We start from the raw sequence: 19,745 nt of genomic DNA on the forward strand, positions 1-19,745 counted from the left end.
CCTTGAACTCGGACCCGTCGTTGAACAGAGAGGCGCACAGCGGAATGACGAGTAGCGAGAAGGTCGTCGACGCGCTCAAGCGGCTGACCGTCGACCTGCGCCGGACCCGCCGGCGGCTCCAGGAGGTCGAGGAGGGGGCCCGTGCGCCGATCGCGATCGTCGGCATGGCGTGCCGCTACCCCGGCGGGGTCGCCTCCCCGGAGGACCTGTGGCGCGTGGTGGCCGAGGAGCGGGACGCGATCTCGCCCTTCCCGACGGACCGCGGCTGGGACGGCGGCCTGCACGACCCCGACCCGGCCCGACACGGCACGGTGTACGTCCGCGAGGGCGGCTTCCTGCACGACGCGGCCGAGTTCGACCCGGCGTTCTTCGGCATGAGCTCCCGCGAGGCGCTGGCCACCGACCCGCAGCAGCGGCTGCTGCTGGAGACCTCCTGGGAGGCCTTCGAGCGGGCGGGAATCGCCCCGGAGACCCTGCGCGGCAGCCGGACCGGCGTCTTCGCCGGGGTGATCTACCAGGACTACGCCTCGCGGCTGCGCCGGGTACCGGGTGAGTTCGAGGGCTACGTCGGCAACGGCAGTACCGGCAGCGTCGCCTCCGGCCGGGTCGCGTACACCTTCGGCCTGGAGGGTCCGGCCGTCACCCTCGACACCGCGTGCTCGTCGTCCCTGGTGGCGCTGCACCAGGCGGCGCAGGCGCTGCGGAGCGGCGAGTGCTCGCTCGCCCTCGCCGGCGGTGTGACCGTGATGGCCTCGCCGATGGCGCTGGTCGAGTTCAGCCGGCAGCGGGGCCTGGCGCCCGACGCGCGCTGCAAGGCGTTCTCGGCCCGGGCCGACGGGACCGGCCTGGGCGAGGGCGTCGGGATGCTGCTGCTGGAACGCCTCTCCGACGCCCGGCGGAACGGCCGGCACGTCCTCGCCGTGATCCGGGGCAGCGCGGTCAACCAGGACGGCGCGAGCAGCGGTCTGACGGCCCCGAGCGGGCCCGCCCAGCAGCGGGTGATCCGGCAGGCGCTGGAGAACGCCGGGCTGTCGGCACGGGACGTGGACGCGGTGGAGGCGCACGGCACCGGGACCACGCTCGGCGACCCGATCGAGGCCCAGGCGCTGCTGGCCACCTACGGCCAGGAGCGGGCCGGGGCGGAGCCGCTGTGGCTCGGCTCGGTGAAGTCCAACATCGGGCACGCCCAGGCGGCGGCGGGGGTGGCCGGCGTCATCAAGACGGTGATGGCGATGCGGCACGGCGTGCTGCCGCGCACCCTGCACCTCGACGGGGCGAATCCGCACGTCGACTGGGAGGCCGGCGCGGTGTCCCCGCTGACCGCCGCCCGGCCGTGGCCGGTGAGCGGGCGGCCGCGCCGGGCCGGGGTGTCCTCCTTCGGGGTGAGCGGCACCAATGCGCACCTCGTCCTGGAGGAGGCCGAGCCGGAGCAGGGCGAACGTCCCGAGCAGGCGGGACAGGCCGGGTCGGAGCCGGCCGGCCCCGGCCCGGCCCGCGGGGCGACGGTGCCGTGGGTGCTCTCCGGCCGGACCGAGGCCGCGCTGCGCGCGCAGGCCGCACGGCTGTTGGAGCACCTGGACGGGCACCCCGGCCGGTCCGCCGCCGAGGTGGGGGCGGCACTGGCGCGCACCCGTGCGACCTTCGAGCACCGGGCCGTCCTCCTGGGGACGGACCCGGCCGGGTTCCGGGCGGGCCTGGCCGCGCTGGCGGCGGGCGAACCGGGGCCCGGCCTGGTCCGGGGCGTCGCCCGGGGGGACGCCCGGGTGGTGTTCGTGCTGCCGGAGCGGCCGGCGGAGCGCACCGACGGCGTGCTGCGCCTGCTGGACGCCTCGCCGCTGTTCGCGGAGCGGCTGGCCGCCTGCGACGCGGCGCTCGTGGAGGTCGCCGGCTGGTCCGCCACGCAGGTGCTGCGCGGGGCCGAGGGCGCGCCCGACCCGGCCCGCCCGGAGGTCGACCGCGCGGTGGGATGGGCCGTGCTGGTCGCCCTCGCCGGGTGGTGGCAGGGGCACGGGGTGGACCCGGCCGCCGTGGTCGCACCGGGCGACGGCGCCGGCGCGGCCGCGGGAGCCTGCGTCGCGCAGGCCCTCTCGCTGGCGGAGGGCGCGCGCGCGGCGGTGTCCGGCGGGCCGGTCGACCCGTCCGGTGCCCGGGTTCCGCTGCTGCCGGGCGATCCGGACGACGCGGTGCGCGACCTGCTGGAGCGCGGCCACACCCGGTTCGTCGCCCTCGGACCCGAGCAGGCCACCCGGATCGCGGGCGCCGCGGACGGGAAGGTCCGGGTGGTCGGCGGCCCCGAGGGCCCCTTCGGCGACCCCGACGAGGCCCTCGCCGCCCAGGACGGGCTCCTCGCGGCCCTGGCCGAGCTGTACGTCCACGGCGGGCCGGCCGACTGGTCGGCGGCGTTCCCCGCCGCCGGGCTGCGCCCGGTCGACCTGCCGACCTACCCGTTCCAGCGCCGCCGCTACTGGCTGGAGGACGGACCGGCCGACCCCGACGTGGCCGCGGCCGGGCTCGCCCCGACGGACCACCCGCTGCTCCGGGCCGCGGTGGAACTCCCCGCCGACGGAGGGCTGCTGTTCACCGGACGGCTGTCACCCGGTGAGCTGCCCTGGCTCGCCGACCACACCGTGCACGGGCGGGTGCTGCTCCCCGGCACCGCGGTGGTCGAGCTGGTCCGCTGGGCGGGCGCCCGGACGGGCTGCGCGCACATCGAGGAGCTGACCCTGCACGCCCCGCTGGAGCTCCCCGGCCGGGAGACCGCCCCGGAGGGCGGCGTCCGGATCAGGCTGGCCGTCGGCGTCCCGGACGGAGACGGCCGCCGCCCGGTGGAGCTGTCCTCCCGCCCGGCAGGGCCCGAGGACGCCCCCTGGAGCCGGCACGCCGCCGCCACGGTGTCCGCCGAGGAGCCGGCCCCGTCGTCGGACCTGGTCTCCTGGCCGCCGGCCGGCGCCGAGCCGGTCGACCTCGACGGGTGCTACCGCCGCTTCGCGGGCCTCGGCGTCGACTACGGTCCCGCCTTCCGCGGGCTGCGCGCGCTCTGGCGCCGCGGCGAGGAGGTGTTCGCCGAGGTGGCCCTGTCCGAGGCGGACCGGGCCGACGCCGCGCGGTACGGCCTCCACCCGGCCCTGCTGGACGCCGCGCTGCAGGCCGGTGCCGCCGCTGCCGCGCCGACCGCGGGGCCGCTCCCGGTCCCGTTCGCCTGGCACGGCGTCTCGATCCGGGGGACGGGCCCGACCGCGCTGCGGGTGCGACTCGCGCCCGCCGGACCGGACGCGATGACCGTCGAGGCGGCCGACCCGGCGGGTGTCCCGGTGGCGTCGGTCGCGAACCTGCGGTCCCGGACACTGCACGGTGACACCACCGGCTCCCCCCTGCTGTGGCGGGTCCGATGGGCGCCGGTACCGGCACCCCCGCAGCCGTCCGCCGTGCGGACGGCGGTGGTGGGCGCCGGGCTGCCGACGGCCTCCGCGCTCCGCTACCCGGACCTCACCGCCCTGGCCGCCGCCGGGACACCGGTGCCGGACGTGGTGCTCGCGCCCCTCCTGCCGGCCGGCGACGAGCTGCCGGCCGCCGTCCACTCCGCCACCGCCGACGCGCTGTCGCTGGTGCGGGCCTGGCTCGCCGAGCCGCGGTTCGCCGCCGCGCGGCTGGTCGTGGCCACCCGGGGCGCCCAGGCCGCGGGGGCCGACACCGCGTCACCCGACCTGGCCTCGGCGGCGGTCTGGGGGCTGCTGCGGTCGGCCCTGTCCGAGCACCCCCGGCGTTTCGGCCTCCTGGACCTCGACGCGGCGGATCCCGCCGATCCCGCCGAGGCCGACCTGACCCGGGCGCTGGTCCTGGCCCGGGACGAACCGCAACTGGCGCTGCGCCGGTCCGACCTCCTGGTACCACGGCTGGTGGAGGCGGAACGGCCCGGCGGCGACAGCCCCTCCCCCGCCCCCTCCTTCGACCCCTCCTTCGACCCGAACGGCACCGTCCTGGTCACCGGCGGCACGGGCACGCTCGGCTCACTGCTCGCCCGGCACCTGGTCGTCCGCGGTGCCCGGCACCTCCTGCTGGCCGGGCGGCGGGGGGAGCGGGCGCCGGGCGCGGCCGAACTGGTCGCGGAGCTCACCGCGCTGGGGGCCGACGTCACGGTGGCCGCCTGCGACGCCTCCGACCGTGCGGCCCTGGCCGGCCTGCTGCGTTCGATCCCCGGGGAGCACCCGTTGACGGCCGTGGTGCACGCGGCCGGCGTGACCGACGACGGCCTGCTGACCGCGCTCACCCCCGAGCGGCTCGATGCCGCCCTGCGGCCGAAGGTGGACGCGGCCTGGCACCTGCACGAACTGACCCGCTCGCTGGGACTGGACGCTTTCGTCCTGTTCTCCTCCGCCTCCGGCGTCCTCGGCACCGCCGGCCAGGCCAACTACGCCGCGGCGAACGCCTTCCTGGACGCGCTCGCCCGGCATCGCCACGCCGAGGGACTGCCGGGCCTGTCCCTCGCGTGGGGAATGTGGGCCGAGCGCAGCGCCCTGACCGAGCGTCTGAACCCGCATCAGGCGGCCAAGTTGGAGCGGAGCGGGTTCGGCGCCCTCTCCGCGGAAGAGGCACTTGATCTCTTCGACGCCGCCCGTATGATGATCACTGAGCCGGTGCTGGTCCCGGTCCGGCTGGACCCCGCAGCGGTGCGGGGCCGGGCCGAACGGGGACAGGTCCCGTCGCTGCTGCGGGAACCGGTCGCGGAGCCGACTCCCGCCACGGCTGCGGCAGCGGTTCCGACGTCAGCGGTTCCGACGGCGGACCCGGCGGCCGGCTTCGCGCAGCGCCTGCGGGCGATGCCGGAGTCCGAACGCCGGCGGGCCCTGCTCGACCTCGTCCGCACCCACGCGGCGGTCGTGCTGGCCGAGTCCGGCCCCGAGGACATCGACCCCGGTCAGGGCTTCGTCGACCTGGGCTTCGACTCGCTCGCCAACCTCGAACTCCAGGACCGGCTCCAGGAGGCCACCGGCCTCCAGCTGCCCAGCACCCTGGTCTTCGACCACCCCACCGCGACGGCTCTGGCCGATCACCTCAGCGCCCTGTTCGGCGCCGAGGAGATGACGGAGGTGGGCCCCGCGCTCGCGGAACTCGACCGGCTGGAGGCGTTCCTGGCGCCCTTCACCGACGACGACCAGGCCCGGACGGCGATCACCCACCGGCTGAGGGACCTCCTCTCCCGCTGGGACGACGACGGCCGGGACGGCGCCGACCGAACCGACCTCGCCTCGGCGACCGACGACGAACTCTTCGACGTACTCGACCAGTTGCGCGCCCGCTGAGGGCCGAACCCCGCACGGATCGACCCCCGCACCGGCTTTAGGAGCAGGCTCAAGTGGCACATGAAGACAAGCTTCGCGAGCACCTCCGGTGGGCTGCCGCCGAACTCGGCGAGGCACGCCGCCGGGTGGCCGAGCTGGAGGCCGCCGACCGCGAGCCGATCGCGATCGTCGGAATGAGCTGCCGCTACCCGGGCGGGGTCCGGACCCCGGAGGAGTTGTGGGAGCTGGCGGCCGCCGGACGGGACGCCGTCGGTGCGCCACCCGCCGAACGCGGTTGGCGCACCGAGGACTTCTACGACCCCGACGGCCTGCGCCCCGGCACCTCCTACGTCTGCGAGGGCGGCTTCCTCGACGACGCCGACCGGTTCGACCCCGGGTTCTTCGACATCAGCCCGCGCGAGGCGCTCGCCATGGACCCCCAGCAGCGGCTGCTGCTGGAGACCGCGTGGGAGGCGTTCGAACGCGCGGACATTCCCCCCGCGACGGTGCGCGGCACCCGGGTCGGGGTGTTCACCGGCCTGATGTACCACGACTACGGCACCCGGCTGACCTCGGTGGACGAGTCGGTCGCGGGCTTCCTGGGCAGCGGCACCGCGGGCAGCGTCGCGTCCGGACGGATCGCCTACGCGCTCGGACTGGAGGGGCCGGCGGTGACCGTGGACACGGCCTGCTCCTCCTCCCTGGTGGCCCTCCACCTCGCCGCCCAGGCCGTCCGGCGCGGCGACTGCACGATGGCGCTGGCCGGCGGCGTCACGGTGATGGCCACGCCCGACACCTTCGTCGAGTTCAGCCGGCAGGGCGGCCTCGCCCGGGACGGGCGCTGCAAGTCCTTCGCGGCCGCCGCCGACGGCACCGCCTGGGGCGAGGGCGCCGGCATGCTGCTGGTCGAGCGGCTCTCCGACGCCCGCCGCAACGGGCACCCGGTGCTCGCCGTACTGCGCGGCTCCTCGGTGAACCAGGACGGTGCCAGCAGCAGCCTCTCCGCGCCCAACGGCCCCTCGCAGCAGCGGGTGATCCGGGCCGCCCTCGCCGAGGCCGACCTGTCACCGGACCTGATCGACGCGGTGGAGGCGCACGGCACGGGCACCCGGCTGGGCGACCCGATCGAGGCGCAGGCCCTGCTCGCCACCTACGGCAAGGACCGGCCCGCCGAACGGCCCCTACTGCTGGGGTCGTTGAAGTCCAACATCGGGCACACCCAGGCGGCGGCCGGGGTCGGTGGCGTGATCAAGATGGTGCTGGCGATGCGGCACGGCGTACTGCCGCGCACGCTGCACGTCGACGAGCCCACCCCGCACGTCGACTGGTCCTCCGGCGCCGTCGAACTGCTCACCGAGGCACGGGAATGGCCGCGGACGGGGCGGCCCCGGCGGTCGGCCGTGTCCTCGTTCGGGGTCAGCGGGACGAACGCGCACGTGATCCTGGAGGAGGCACCGGCGGAAGAACCGGCCGAGCAGCCGAGCGAGCAGCCGGCGGCTGCTCCGGCCGCGGTCGGCGGCGCCGCGCTGCCGTGGGTACTGTCCGCCCGGGACGAGCGGGCCCTGCGTGCCCAGGCCGAGCAACTGCGGGCGGCGGTCGAGGCTCACCCGGAGTGGGAACCGGCCGCGGTGGCCGAGGCCCTGGTGTCGGGCCGGTCGGCGTTCGAGCAGCGGGCGGTGGTGATCGGCGAGGACCGCGCGGAGCTGCTGAGCGGCCTCACCGCCATCGCCGACGGCACCGCCGCGCCGGGGGTCGTGGTGGGCGGCGGCAGCTTCGAGCGTCCGGTGTTCGTGTTCCCCGGGCAGGGCTCGCAGTGGATCGGCATGGGCACCGAACTCCTCGACACCTCAACGGTGTTCGCGGGATCCATCGCCCGCTGCCAGGAGGCGCTCGCGCCGCACATCGACTGGTCGCTGACCGACGCCCTGCGCGGCACCCTCGACCTCGCACGCGTCGACGTCGTCCAGCCCACCCTGTTCGCCGTCATGATCGCCCTCGCCGAACTCTGGCAATCCCTCGGCATCCACCCCGCCGCCGTCATCGGCCACTCCCAAGGCGAAATAGCCGCCGCCACCATCGCCGGAGCCCTCACCCTCCACGACGGCGCCCGCATCGCCGCCCTCCGCAGCCGCGCCATCCTCACCATCAGCGGCCACGGCGGCATGGCATCCATCCCCCTCGGCCACCAGGACACCGTCGAGCTGCTGAGCGCCTGGGACGGACGGCTCAGCATCGCCGCCCACAACGGCCCCACCACCACCGTCATCGCCGGCGACCACGACGCCCTCGACCAACTCCTCACCCACTGCGAGAAGTCGGACATCCGCGCCCGCCGCATCGACGTCGACTACGCCTCCCACACCCACCACGTCGAACAACTCCGCGACCACCTCGCCCAACAACTCACCGGCATCACCCCCAAGCCCGCCGACATCCCCTTCTACTCCACCGTCACCGGCGAGCGGATCGACACCACCCGCCTCGACGCGCACTACTGGTACACCAACCTCCGCCAGCCGGTCCGCTTCACCGACGCCCTCACCTCCGCCCTCGCCGACGGCCACCACACCTTCATCGAGGCCAGCCCCCACCCCGTCCTCACCACCACCGTCCAGGACACCGCCGAGGCCGCCGACCAACCCGCCGTCACCACCGGTACCCTCCGCCGCAACGAAAGCGGCCTCCGCCGACTGCTCACCTCGGCCGCCGAGATCCACACCCACGGCCACCCCGTCGACTGGACGGCCCTCCTCCCCACCGACGGTCCCCACCACCTCGACCTCCCCACCTACCCCTTCCAACGCGAACGCTTCTGGCTCGACGCCCCCGCAGCCACCGGAGACGTCCGCGCCGCCGGCCTCACCGCCGCCGACCACCCCCTCCTCAGTGCCCTGCTCCCCCTCGCCGACGACGACGAGCACGTCCTCACCGGCCTGCTCTCCGCCGCCACCCACCCCTGGCTCGCCGACCACGCCGTCTTCGGGACCGCACTCCTCCCCGGCACCGCCCTCGTCGAACTCGCCCTCCACGCGGGCGACCGCACCGGCTGCGACGTCCTCGACGAACTCACCCTCCAGGCACCCCTGTTGCTCCCGGAGGACGGATCGGTCCAGCTCCAGCTCCGGGTCGGCCCCGCAGCCGACGACGGACGGCGGCCCGTCTCCGTCCACTCCCGCCCGGACCGCCCCGACGCCCCCTGGACCCGGCACGCGACCGGCGTCCTGGCCACCGACGCCGAGCAGCCGGCCTGGGATCTCACCGCCTGGCCGCCGGCCGGCGCGCTGCCGGTGGACCTCACGGACCTCTACCCGCGCCTGGCCGCCGACGGCCTCGGCTACGGTCCGGCGTTCCAGGGCCTGCACGCGCTCTGGCGCCAGGGCGAGGAGCTGTTCGCCGAGGTGCGGCTGCCGCGCGAACAGCACGACGTGGCCGCGGAGTTCGGCCTGCACCCCGCCCTGCTGGACGCGGCCCTGCACGCGGTCGCGGCCGCGGCCCCGGGCGAGGTGCGACTGCCGTTCTCCTGGAGCGGCGTCTCCCTGTACGCCACCGGCGCGACCGCCCTCCGGGTGCGCCTGTCACCGGCCGGGGGCGACGCGGTCGCCCTCGCGGTGGCCGACGGAAGCGGCGCGCCGGTCGCCCGGGCGGCGTCGCTGGCGAGCCGCCCGGTGGACCGCGAGCAGCTGCGATCCGCGGCCGACGACGGCGCGGACCCGCTGCTGGGTGTGGACTGGACCGAAGTGCCGCCCCCGCCCGGGGCACCGGCCGGACGCTGGGTCCTGCTCGGCACCGACCGCCTCGGGCTTCCCGACGACCTGCGGCTCGGCACGCATCCCGACCTCACCGCCCTCGCCGGGACCGTGGAGGCCGGCGCGACGGTCCCGGACGCCGTCCTGGTCACCTGCGCCGGCCCTGAGTCGCCGGACGACACCCCCGCCGCCGCGCGCGAGGCCGTCGGACGGATCCTGACGGTCATTCAGGACTGGCTGGCGAACGAGCAGTTCGCCTCCTCCCGGCTCGTCGTGCTGACCAGGGGCGCGGTGGCGGCCGCCGACGGCGAGAGCGTGCCGGACCTCGCCCACGCCGCGGTGTGGGGCCTGGTGCGCTCCGCCCAGACCGAGCATCCGGGCCGCTTCGTCCTGCTCGACCTGGACGGGCACCCTGACGGGCTGCCGCTCACCCTGGCCGCCGCGCTCGCCACCGCCGAGCCCCAACTCGCGCTCCGCCAGGGCGTCCTGCTCGCCCCGCGGCTCGTCCGGGCGAGCACCGGCCGACTGCTGGAGCCCCCGGCGGGCACGCCCGACTGGCGCCTGGACACCACCGCGAAGGGCACGCTGGAGAACCTCGCCCTCCTCCCCCACCCGGCGGCCTCCGCACCGCTCGGCCCCGGCCAGGTCCGGCTGGCCGTACGGGCCGCCGGCATGAACTTCCGCGACGTGCTGCTCGGCCTGGGCATGGTCGACCAGGACGTCATGGGCGGGGAGGCCGCCGGCGTCGTGCTGGAGACCGGCCCCGGCGTCACCGCGTTCGCCCCGGGCGACCGCGTGATGGGGATGGTGCCCGGCTCGTTCGGGCCGGTCGCCGTGGTCGACCAGCGGCTGCTCGTCCCGCTCCCCGCGCGCTGGACGTTCACCGAGGGGGCCTCGGTGCCGATCGCCTTCCTGACCGCCTACTACGGCCTGGTCGACCTCGCCGGGCTGGGCGCCGGCGAGTCGGTGCTGATCCACTCGGCGACCGGCGGCGTCGGCCTGGCGGCGATCCAACTGGCCCGCCACCTGGGCGCCGAGGTGTTCGCCACGGCCAGCCCGGCCAAGTGGGGCACCCTGCGCGCGCTCGGCATCCCGCCGGAGCGGATCGCCTCCTCGCGCAGTCTCGACTTCGAGCAGCGGGTCCGCGCCGCCGCCGGGGGCCGGGGCGTGGACGTGGTGCTCAACTCCCTCGCCAACGAGTTCGTCGACGCCTCCTTGCGGCTGCTCGCCGACGGCGGGCGGTTCGTGGAGATGGGCAAGACCGACATCCGCGACGCGGCCGAGGTCACCGCCGCCCACCCCGGCACCTCCTACCTCTGGTTCGACCTGATCGAGGCCGGCTACGACCGGATCGGCCGGATGATGGCCGAGCTCATGCCGCTGTTCGAACGCGGGGTGCTCCGTCCGATCCCCTCCCGCACCTGGGACGTGCGGCGGGCGCTGGACGCGTTCCGCTTCATGAGCCAGGCCCGGCACGTCGGCAAGGTGGTGCTCACCATGCCGACGGCCCCGGACCCGAACGGCACCGTGCTGATCACCGGCGGCACCGGCGCGCTCGGCGCACTGGTGGCCCGGCAGCTGGTCACCGAGCACGGCGTGCGGCACCTGCTGCTGCTCGGCCGCCGCGGCCCCGAGGCCCCGGGCGCGGCCGAACTCACCGCCGAACTGACCGACTCGGGCGCCCGGGTGACCGTCATCGCCTGCGACACCGCCGACCGCGAGGACCTCGCCCGGGCCCTCGCCGCCGTCCCCGCCGACCACCCGCTCACCGCCGTCGTCCACGCCGCCGGCGTGCTGGACGACGCGGTGGTCGCCTCGCTGACGCCGGCACAGGTCTCGGCCGTGATGCGCCCCAAGGCGGACGCCGCCTGGCACCTGCACGAGCTGACCCGCGACGCGGACCTCGGCGCCTTCGTCCTGTTCTCCTCCTCGGCGGCCGTCCTGGGCGGCCCCGGCCAGGGCAACTACGCCGCCGCCAACGCCTTCCTCGACGCGCTCGCCCGGCGCCGCCGCGCCGAGGGGCTGCCGGGCCTGTCGATCGCCTGGGGCCTGTGGGAGCGGGCCAGCGGCATGACCGGCCACCTCGGCAGCACCGACCTGGCCAGGCTGCGGCGCTCGGGGGTGAGCCCGCTGTCCGACGGCGACGGCGTGTCGATGTTCAGCGCGGCACTGCCCTCCGACCGGGACCAGCTGGTGGCGATGAAGCTCGACGTCGCGACCGCCCGTACCGCCTTCCAGTCCGGCTCGGTGCCGCCGTTGCTGCGCCGGCTGGTCGGTGCCGGCACCAGGCGCACGGCGGCGGCCACCGGAACGGACGACGGGCCGGCCCCGGCCCTGCGGCTGGCCGCCCTGCCCGAGGCCGAACGCACCCGCGCGCTGCTGGAACTGGTGCTCACCAACGCGGCGGTGGTACTCGGCCACGCCACGGGCGGGGACGTCCAGCCGGACCGGGCGTTCAAGCAGCTCGGCTTCGACTCGCTCACCGCCGTCGAGCTGCGCAACCGGCTCAACCTCGCCACCGGACTCCGGCTGCCCGCCACCCTGGTCTTCGACCATCCGACGCCGGACGCCCTGGCCGCCTTCCTGCGGACCGAGCTGGCCCCGGCCGAACCCGCCGGCCGGCCGGCCTCCGACGGCGAGATCAGCCGGCTCCTGGCGACCGTCCCGCCCGCCCGGCTGCGCGCCGCCGGCCTGCTCGACGCCCTGCTGGCACTGGCCGGCGCCGGACCGGAGGAGCCGCCGGCCGAACCGGACGGGGACCTCGACGAGATCGACGCCATGGACGCCGACGACCTGATCGGCCTGGCTTTCGGCACCACTGACCTCTGATCGCGCTCGGACTGCGGAGAACCAACGATGGCTGCATCACAGGCTGGATCCCAGGAGAACAGGGTGCTGGAGGCGCTCCGGCTCTCCCTCAAGGAGAACAAGCGGCTCCAGCAGCAGAACCACCGGCTGACCGAGGCCCGGCACGAGCCGATCGCGATCGTCGGCATGGCGTGCCGCTACCCCGGTGACGTCGACAGCCCTGAGGAGCTGTGGCGCCTGGTGTCCGACGGCCGCGACGCCCTGTCCGGCTTCCCGACGGAACGCGGCTGGGACGCCGAGGAGTTGTACGACCCGGACCCCGACCGGGCCGGCCGGAGCTACGTCCGGACGGGCTGCTTCGTCCGCGGCGCGGAACGGTTCGACGCCGCCTTCTTCGGGATCAGCCCGCGCGAGGCGCTCGCCATGGACCCGCAGCAGCGCCTCCTGCTGGAGACCTCCTGGGAGGTCTTCGAACGCGCCGGCATCGACCCGGAGTCCGTGCGCGGCACCGCGACCGGCGTGTTCGTCGGCGCCTCCCCGCTCGGCTACGCCGCCGACCCGCGCGGCGCGGAGGGCTCCGAGGGCTACCTGCTGACCGGGACCACCGTCAGCGTCGCCTCCGGCCGGCTCGCCTACACCTTCGGGCTGGAGGGCCCGGCGGTGACGGTGGACACCGCGTGCTCCTCCTCGCTCGTGGCCCTGCACCTGGCCGGCCGGGCGCTGCGCGACGGCGAGTGCTCGATGGCGCTGGTCGGCGGCGCGGCGGTGATGGCGGCACCGCACATGTTCATCGAGTTCAGCCGTCAGCGCGGCCTCGCCCCCGACGGGCGCTGCAAGGCCTTCGCGGGCGCGGCCGACGGCACCGCCTGGGGCGAGGGCGTCGGCGTGCTGCTGGTCGAGCGGCTCTCCGACGCCCGCCGCAACGGGCACCCGGTACTCGCCGTGGTCCGCGGCTCCGCCGTCAACCAGGACGGCGCCTCCAACGGCCTGACCGCGCCGAGCGGACCGGCCCAGCAGCGGGTGATCCGGGCCGCGCTCGCGGACGCCCGGCTCACCACCGCCGACGTGGACGCCGTGGAGGCCCACGGCACCGGCACCCGGCTCGGCGACCCGATCGAAGCGCAGGCCCTGCTCGCCACCTACGGCCAGGACCGGCCCGCCGAACGGCCGCTCTGGCTCGGCTCGGTGAAGTCCAACATCGGCCACACCCAACTCGCCGCGGGCGTCGCCGGCGTCATCAAGACGGTGATGGCGATGCGCCACGGCGTCCTGCCCGCCACCCTGCACGTCGACGAGCCCACCCCGCAGGTCGACTGGTCCCGCGGCGCGGTCGAACTGCTCACCGAGCGGCGCGACTGGCCTGCCGTCGACCGCCCTCGGCGGGCCGCCGTCTCCTCCTTCGGCATCAGCGGCACCAACGCCCACGTGATCCTGGAACAGCACGTCGAGGACCAGTACGCCGAGGAACGGCCCGTCGGGGACCGGCCCGTGGAGGAGCGGCCCGTCGGGGAACCGCCCGCCCCCAGCGGCCGCACCGCACCCACCACCCCGTGGCTGCTGTCGGCCCGGAGCCCGGAGGCCCTGCGCGCCCAGGCCGGTCGGCTGGCCGACGCCGCGGCCGCCGCCCCGGAGTGGGCGGCCGCGGACGTCGCGTGGACACTGGCCACCGCCCGGGCCGGCCTCGACCACCGCGCGGTGGTGCTCGGGGCCGGCCACGAGGAGCTGCTCGCCGGCCTCGACGCGCTGCGCCGGGGCGACGACGCGCCCGACCTCGTCCAGGGCTCGGCCACCCGCACCGGCAAGCTGGCGTTCCTGTTCACCGGCCAGGGTGCCCAGCGCGCCGGCGCCGGCCGCGAACTGTACCGGCGTTTCCCGGTGTTCGCCGCCGAGCTGGACCGGGTGTGCGACCTGCTGACGAAGCGGAGCGGCCTGCCGGTCCGCGAGGTGCTGCTCGCCGAGGAGGGGGCACCGGGGGCGGACCGGCTGGACGAGACGGCCTTCACCCAGTCCGCCCTGTTCGCGCTGGAGGTGGCGCTGTTCCGGCTGGTCGAATCCTGGGGCCTGCGGCCGGACTTCGTCCTCGGGCACTCGATCGGGGAACTCGCGGCGGCCCACGTCGCCGGGGTGTTCTCGCTGGAGGACGCGGTCACGGCGGTGGCCGCCCGCGGCCGCCTGATGCAGCGGCTCCCCGCCGGCGGCGCGATGGTGGCGGTGGAGGCGACGGAGCAGGAGGTGACCGCCCTGCTGACCGACCACGCCGGCGCGGCCGGCATCGCCGCCGTCAACGGGCCCCGCTCCGTCGTGCTCTCCGGCGAGGAGGACGCGGTCGTAACGATCGTCGAGCAGCTGAGCGCGCAGGGCCGCCGGACGAAGCGGCTGACCGTCAGCCACGCCTTCCACTCCGCCCGCATGGACGGCATGCTCGCCCCGTTCCGCGAGGTGCTCGACGGCCTCACGCTGCACGAGCCGACGATCCCGGTCGTCTCCAACCTCACCGGCCGGCCGGCCGCCGCCGAGCGGATCCGCACGTCGGAGTACTGGGTCCGGCACGTGCGCGAGGGCGTGCGCTTCCACGACGGCGTCCGGCACCTGCTCGACCAGGGCGTGACGACCTTCCTGGAACTCGGCCCCGACGGCGTGCTGTCCGCCATGGTCCGGCAGAGTGCCGGGGACGGGACCGGGGACGTCACCGCGGCGCCGCTGCTGCGCCGCGGCCGCCCGGAGTCGGACACCGTGCTCGGCGCGGTCGCCCAGGCCCACGCGCGCGGCACCCGGGTGGACTGGCCGGCCCTGCTCACCGAACTGGTCGGCCCGGCCGGCCACCGGCCGGACCTGCCGACGTACGCGTTCCAGGGCGAGCCGTACTGGCTGGCCCCCGCCGACGGAACACCCGCCGAGGCCGCCGAACTGGGCGTGGCGAGCGCCGGGCATCCGCTGCTCGGCGCCGTCGTCGCCCCGGCCGAGGGCGGCGGGCTGCTCCTCACCGGCCGGCTGTCGACCCACACGCACCGCTGGCTCGCCGACCACGTGGTGCTGGGCAGCACGGTGGTGCCCGGCACCGCGTACCTGGAACTGGCCCTGCACGCGGCCCGGCTGGCCGGCTGCACGACGGTCGAGGAACTCGACCAGGAGGCGCCGCTGATCCTCGCCGGCACCGGGACGGCCCAGGTGCAGGTGACGGTCGGCGCGGCCGACGGGTCGGGCCGACGGCCGATCGGCGTGTACGCGCGGCCGGACGACACCGTGGACTGGACCCGGCACGCGGCCGGCACGCTGGCCGCCGGGGACGGCGGCGCGGGCTGGCGGCCGACCGGCGTCTGGCCGCCCGAGGGCGCCGAGCCGGTGGACCTCGACGGCTTCTACTCCGCCGTCGCCCGTGACGGTTTCGACTACGGCCCGTCGTTCCGGGGCCTGCGGGCGATGTGGCGCGCGGGCGACGACGTGTACGGCGAGGTCGCCCTGCCCGAGTCGGAACTGAACCGGGCGGACGGGTACGGGGTCCACCCCGCCCTGCTCGACGCCGCCCTGCACGCGGGCCTGGTCGGGAACACCGGCGAGCAGGTCCTGCTGCCCTTCGCCTGGACCAACGTGCGGGTGCACCGGCCCGGCGCGGTCGCCCTGCGGCTGCGGCTGGCCCCGGCCGGACCGGACGCGATGTCCCTGGACGTGGCCGACGGGACCGGCGCGCCGGTCGCCTCGGTCGGCGCCCTGCGGGCCCGTCCGGTCTCGCTCGACCAACTCCGCGCGGCGGCCCGGGCCGGGCTGGGCGACGCGCTGTTCCGGGTCGAGTGGGCGCCCCTCCCGGCCGCGGACGGCGTCGAACGGGAGCGCGGCCGATGGGCCGTGCTCGGGGACGGTGCCGGGTTCCCCGGTCTCGACCGCCACCCCGACCTCACGGCCCTCGGCGAGGCCGTCACCGCGGGACTGCCGGTGCCGGACGCGGTCGTCCTGCCCCTGCCGGACACCACGGGCGACCTCCCCGCGGCGGTGCGCGCGGCCCTGCGCCGGACGTGGTCCGCGCTGACCACGTGGGCGGCGGACGACCGGTTCGCGGCCTCCCGGCTGGTCCTGGTGACCCACGGGGCGGTGGCCGCCGACCGGACGGACGCGGGCGACCCCGCCACCGGCCGGGCCGCGGCCGCGGACGTCCCGAACCTCGCCCACGCGCCGCTGTGGGGTCTCGTCCGGGCCGCCCAGGCCGAGCAGCCCGACCGCTTCGTCCTGCTCGACCTCGACCACCCCGCCGACCTCAACCGTGACGGCCTCGACAACCGTGACGGCCTCGACCCGGACGGCGGCGCGGACACCACCGCGGCACTGGACCGGGCGGCCGTCGGCGGCGAACCGCAGCTCGCCCTGCGCGCCGGCACCGTCCTGGCCCCGCGCCTGGTACCCGCCCGCCCGGCGACGACCGAAGCGGCCGACACGGCCGACACGGCCGCCGCGCTCGACCCGGACGGCACCGTGCTGATCACCGGCGGCACCGGCGCGCTCGGCTCGCTGCTCGCCCGGCACCTGGTCACCGCGTACGGCGTGCGGCACCTGCTGCTGCTCGGCCGCCGCGGCCCCGAGGCCCCGGGAGCGGCCGAACTCACCGCCGAACTCACCGACCTGGGCGCCCGGGTGACCGTCACCGCCTGCGACACCGCCGACCGCGAAGACCTCGCCCGGGCCCTCGCCGCCGTACCCGCCGACCACCCGCTCACCGCCGTCGTGCACGCCGCCGGCGTGGTCGCGGACGGGGCACTGACCTCCCTCACCGAGGAACGCTTCGAGGCCGTGCTCCGCCCGAAGACGGACGCCGCCTGGCACCTGCACGAACTCACCCGGGACGCCGGCCTCGCCGCGTTCGTGTTGTTCTCCTCCGCCACGGCCACCCTCGGCGGCGCCGGCCAGGGCGGCTACGCGGCGGCGAACGCCTTCCTCGACGCCCTCGCCCAGCACCGCGCCGCGCGGAGCCTGCCCGCCCGGTCGCTGGCCTGGGGCCCGTGGCAGCAGGACCGGGGCATGGCGGGCGCGCTCGACGAGGCCACGCTCGGCCGGATGCGGCGCTCGGGCATCCTCCCGCTCGGCCCGCAGGACGGCCTGGCCCTGTTCGACGCGGCGCTCGCCGCCACCGACCCGACCTCGCTGCCGGTTCGACTGGACCCCACCGCGCTGCGCCAGGCCGGCCCCGACCTCCCGCCGCTGCTGCGCGGGCTGGCCGGCCCGTCCGCCGCCCCCGCCCACCGACCGGACGCCGCGGCGGCCGACGGCCTGCGGCAGCGGCTCGCCGGACTGTCCGACGCGGAGCGCGAACGCGCCCTGCTGGACCTGGTGCGCGCTCAGGTGGCCGCGGTGCTGGGCCACTCGGCCCCGGCGGCGGTAGGCGCGGACCGGGCGTTCGGCGACCTCGGCTTCGACTCGCTGACCGCGGTCGAACTGCGCAACCGCCTCACCACCGCCTCGGGGCTGCGCCTGCCGGCCACGCTCGTCTTCGACTACCCGACGGCGGCGGAACTCGCCCGCTACCTGGACGCGGAACTCCCGCGCGAGGACGCGCCCTCGGCCGCACCGGTCCTGGCAGAGCTGGACCGCCTCGAAGCCGTGCTCGCCGGGGTCGGCGCCGACCACCCCGAGCGGGCCCGGATCGCCGATCGGCTGCGGGCCGTGACCGACCGCTGGAGCCCGCGGCCCGGGCCGGTGGACGACCCGTCCGCCGGCACCGGACTGGAGTTGGACTCCGCCGACGACGACGAGGTCTTCGACTTCATCACCAACGAGCTCGGCATCTCCTGACTCCTCCCGCCGGCGCCACCGCCGACCAGCCGTCCTGTTCGTGTTCCTGTTCCATCCGAAGGGGTAGCGCCACTGTGGCCAGCGAGACCGAGGACAAGCTCCGTTACTTCCTCAAGCGGGTGACCGCCGACCTCCAGGAGACGCGCCGCCGGCTCCAGGAGACGGAGACCGTCGCGGCCGAACCGATCGCGATCGTCGGCATGGCCTGCCGCTACCCCGGTGGCGCCGACTCCGCCGAACGGCTGTGGCAGCTGGTCGCGGACGGCCGGGACGCCGTCACCCCGTTCCCCGCCGACCGCGGCTGGGACGTGGAGTCGCTGTACGACCCGGACCCCGACCGGGCCGGCCACACCTACGCCCGCGAGGGCGGCTTCGTGGACGGTGCCGACCGGTTCGACGCCGGGTTCTTCGGCATCGGCCCGCGCGAGGCGCTGGCGATGGACCCGCAGCAGCGGCTGCTGCTGGAGACCTCCTGGGAGGCCTTCGAGCGGGCCGGCATCGCCCCGGAGTCCCTGCGCGGCAGCCGGACCGGCGTCTTCATGGGCGCGGGACAGGTCGACTACGCGGCGCTCGCCCAGCGGGCCACGGAGAGCCTGGAGGGGTACCTGCTCTCGGGCGGCGCGGCAAGCGTCATCTCGGGCCGGCTGTCGTACGTGTTCGGCCTGGAGGGCCCGGCGATCACGGTGGACACCGCCTGCTCCTCCTCGCTGGTCGCCCTGCACCTGGCCTGCCAGTCGCTGCGCAGGGGCGAGTGCTCGACGGCCCTCGCCGGCGGCGCGGCGGTCATGGCCGCCCCCGGCATGTTCGTCGAGTTCAGCCGCCAGCGCGGCCTCGCCCCCGACGGGCGCTGCAAGGCCTTCGCAGCCGCCGCCGACGGCACCGGCTGGGGCGAGGGCGTCGGGGTCCTGCTGCTGGAGCGGCTCTCCGACGCCCAGCGCAACGGGCACCCAGTCCTCGCCGTCATCCGCGGCTCCGCCGTCAACCAGGACGGCGCCTCCAACGGGCTCACCGCACCCAACGGACCGTCGCAGCAGCGGGTCATCCGCCAGGCCCTCGACAACGCCCGGCTCACCACCGCCGAGGTGGACGCGGTCGAGGCCCACGGCACGGGCACTACGCTCGGCGACCCGATCGAAGCGCAGGCCCTGCTCGCCACCTACGGCAAGGACAGGCCCACCGCACGCCCCCTGTGGCTGGGCTCGGTGAAGTCCAACATCGGGCACACCCAGGCCGCGGCGGGCGCGGCGGGCGTCATCAAGATGGTGATGGCGATGCGCAACGGCGTACTGCCGCAGACGCTGCACGTCAACGAGCCGACCCCGCACGTCGATTGGGCCTCGGGCGCGGTGTCGCTGCTCACCGAGCCGAGGGAGTGGCCCGAGGAGGACGGGCGTCCGCGCCGTGCGGGCGTGTCGGCGTTCGGAGCGAGCGGGACGAACGCGCACGTGATCCTCGAAGAGGCGCCAGCTGCTTCACCCGCCACCTCGCCGGAGGACACCGCAGCCGACTCGCCGTTCCCCGTCGTGCCGTGGATACTCTCCGCCCGGGACGAGCGGGCGTTGCGGGCCCAGGCAGAGCAGTTGGCGGCGTTCCTCCAGGAGCGCCCCGACACCGACCTTCGGGCCGTCGGCCACACCCTCCTCACCGGACGGGCCCACCTGGACCACCGGGCCGTCGCCATCGGGGAGAACCGTGAGGAGCTGCTCAGCGCTCTCGCCGCCATCGCCGACGGCACCGCCCCCACCGGCGGCGGCAGCTACGAGCGCCCGGTGTTCGTGTTCCCCGGACAGGGCTCCCAGTGGATCGGCATGGGCGCCGAACTCCTCGACACCTCAAAGGTGTTCGCGGAATCCATCGCCCGCTGCCAGGAAGCGCTCGCGCCGCACATCGACTGGTCGCTGACCGACGCCCTGCGCGGCACCCTCGACCTCGCACGCGTCGACGTCGTCCAACCGACGCTGTTCGCCGTCATGGTCGCCCTCGCCGAACTCTGGCAGTCCCTCGGCATCCACCCCGCCGCCGTCATCGGCCACTCCCAGGGCGAAATAGCCGCCGCCACCATCGCCGGAGCCCTCACCCTCGAAGACGGCGCCCGCATCGCCGCCCTCCGCAGCCGCGCCATCCTCGCCATCAG

3 protein-coding genes and 1 pseudogene are annotated in these 19,745 nt (G+C 76.2%); all 4 read left to right on the forward strand.

Going from position 1 to position 19,745, the window contains the following annotated elements; all coding sequences use genetic code 11:
- Positions 1-44: 44 nt before the first annotated feature.
- Positions 45-5,300, forward strand: a complete 5,256-nt coding sequence (locus tag ACFV8H_RS34425; RefSeq protein ID WP_380407765.1) for a type I polyketide synthase — start codon at positions 45-47, stop codon at positions 5,298-5,300.
- Positions 5,301-5,371: 71 nt separating this feature from the next.
- A pseudogene (locus ACFV8H_RS34430) lies at positions 5,372-11,854 on the forward strand (SDR family NAD(P)-dependent oxidoreductase); the annotation flags it as partial.
- A 63-nt stretch (positions 11,855-11,917) separates the two neighbouring features.
- Positions 11,918-17,611 (forward strand): SDR family NAD(P)-dependent oxidoreductase, encoded by a 5,694-nt coding sequence (locus tag ACFV8H_RS34435; protein ID WP_380407767.1) that lies wholly within the window; start codon positions 11,918-11,920, stop codon positions 17,609-17,611.
- Positions 17,612-17,685: 74 nt separating this feature from the next.
- The coding region (locus ACFV8H_RS34440; protein ID WP_380407769.1) for a type I polyketide synthase at positions 17,686-19,745 on the forward strand (2,060 nt) is incomplete at its 3' end.

This window comes from Kitasatospora sp. NPDC059827 (genome assembly GCF_042731675.1).
Taxonomy (GTDB): domain Bacteria; phylum Actinomycetota; class Actinomycetes; order Streptomycetales; family Streptomycetaceae; genus Kitasatospora.

Excerpts from the sequence above, each read along its gene's own strand:
- ACFV8H_RS34425 (WP_380407765.1), top strand. The coding sequence starts at position 45 with ATGACGAGTAGCGAGAAGGTCGTCGACGCGCTCAAGCGGCTGACCGTC.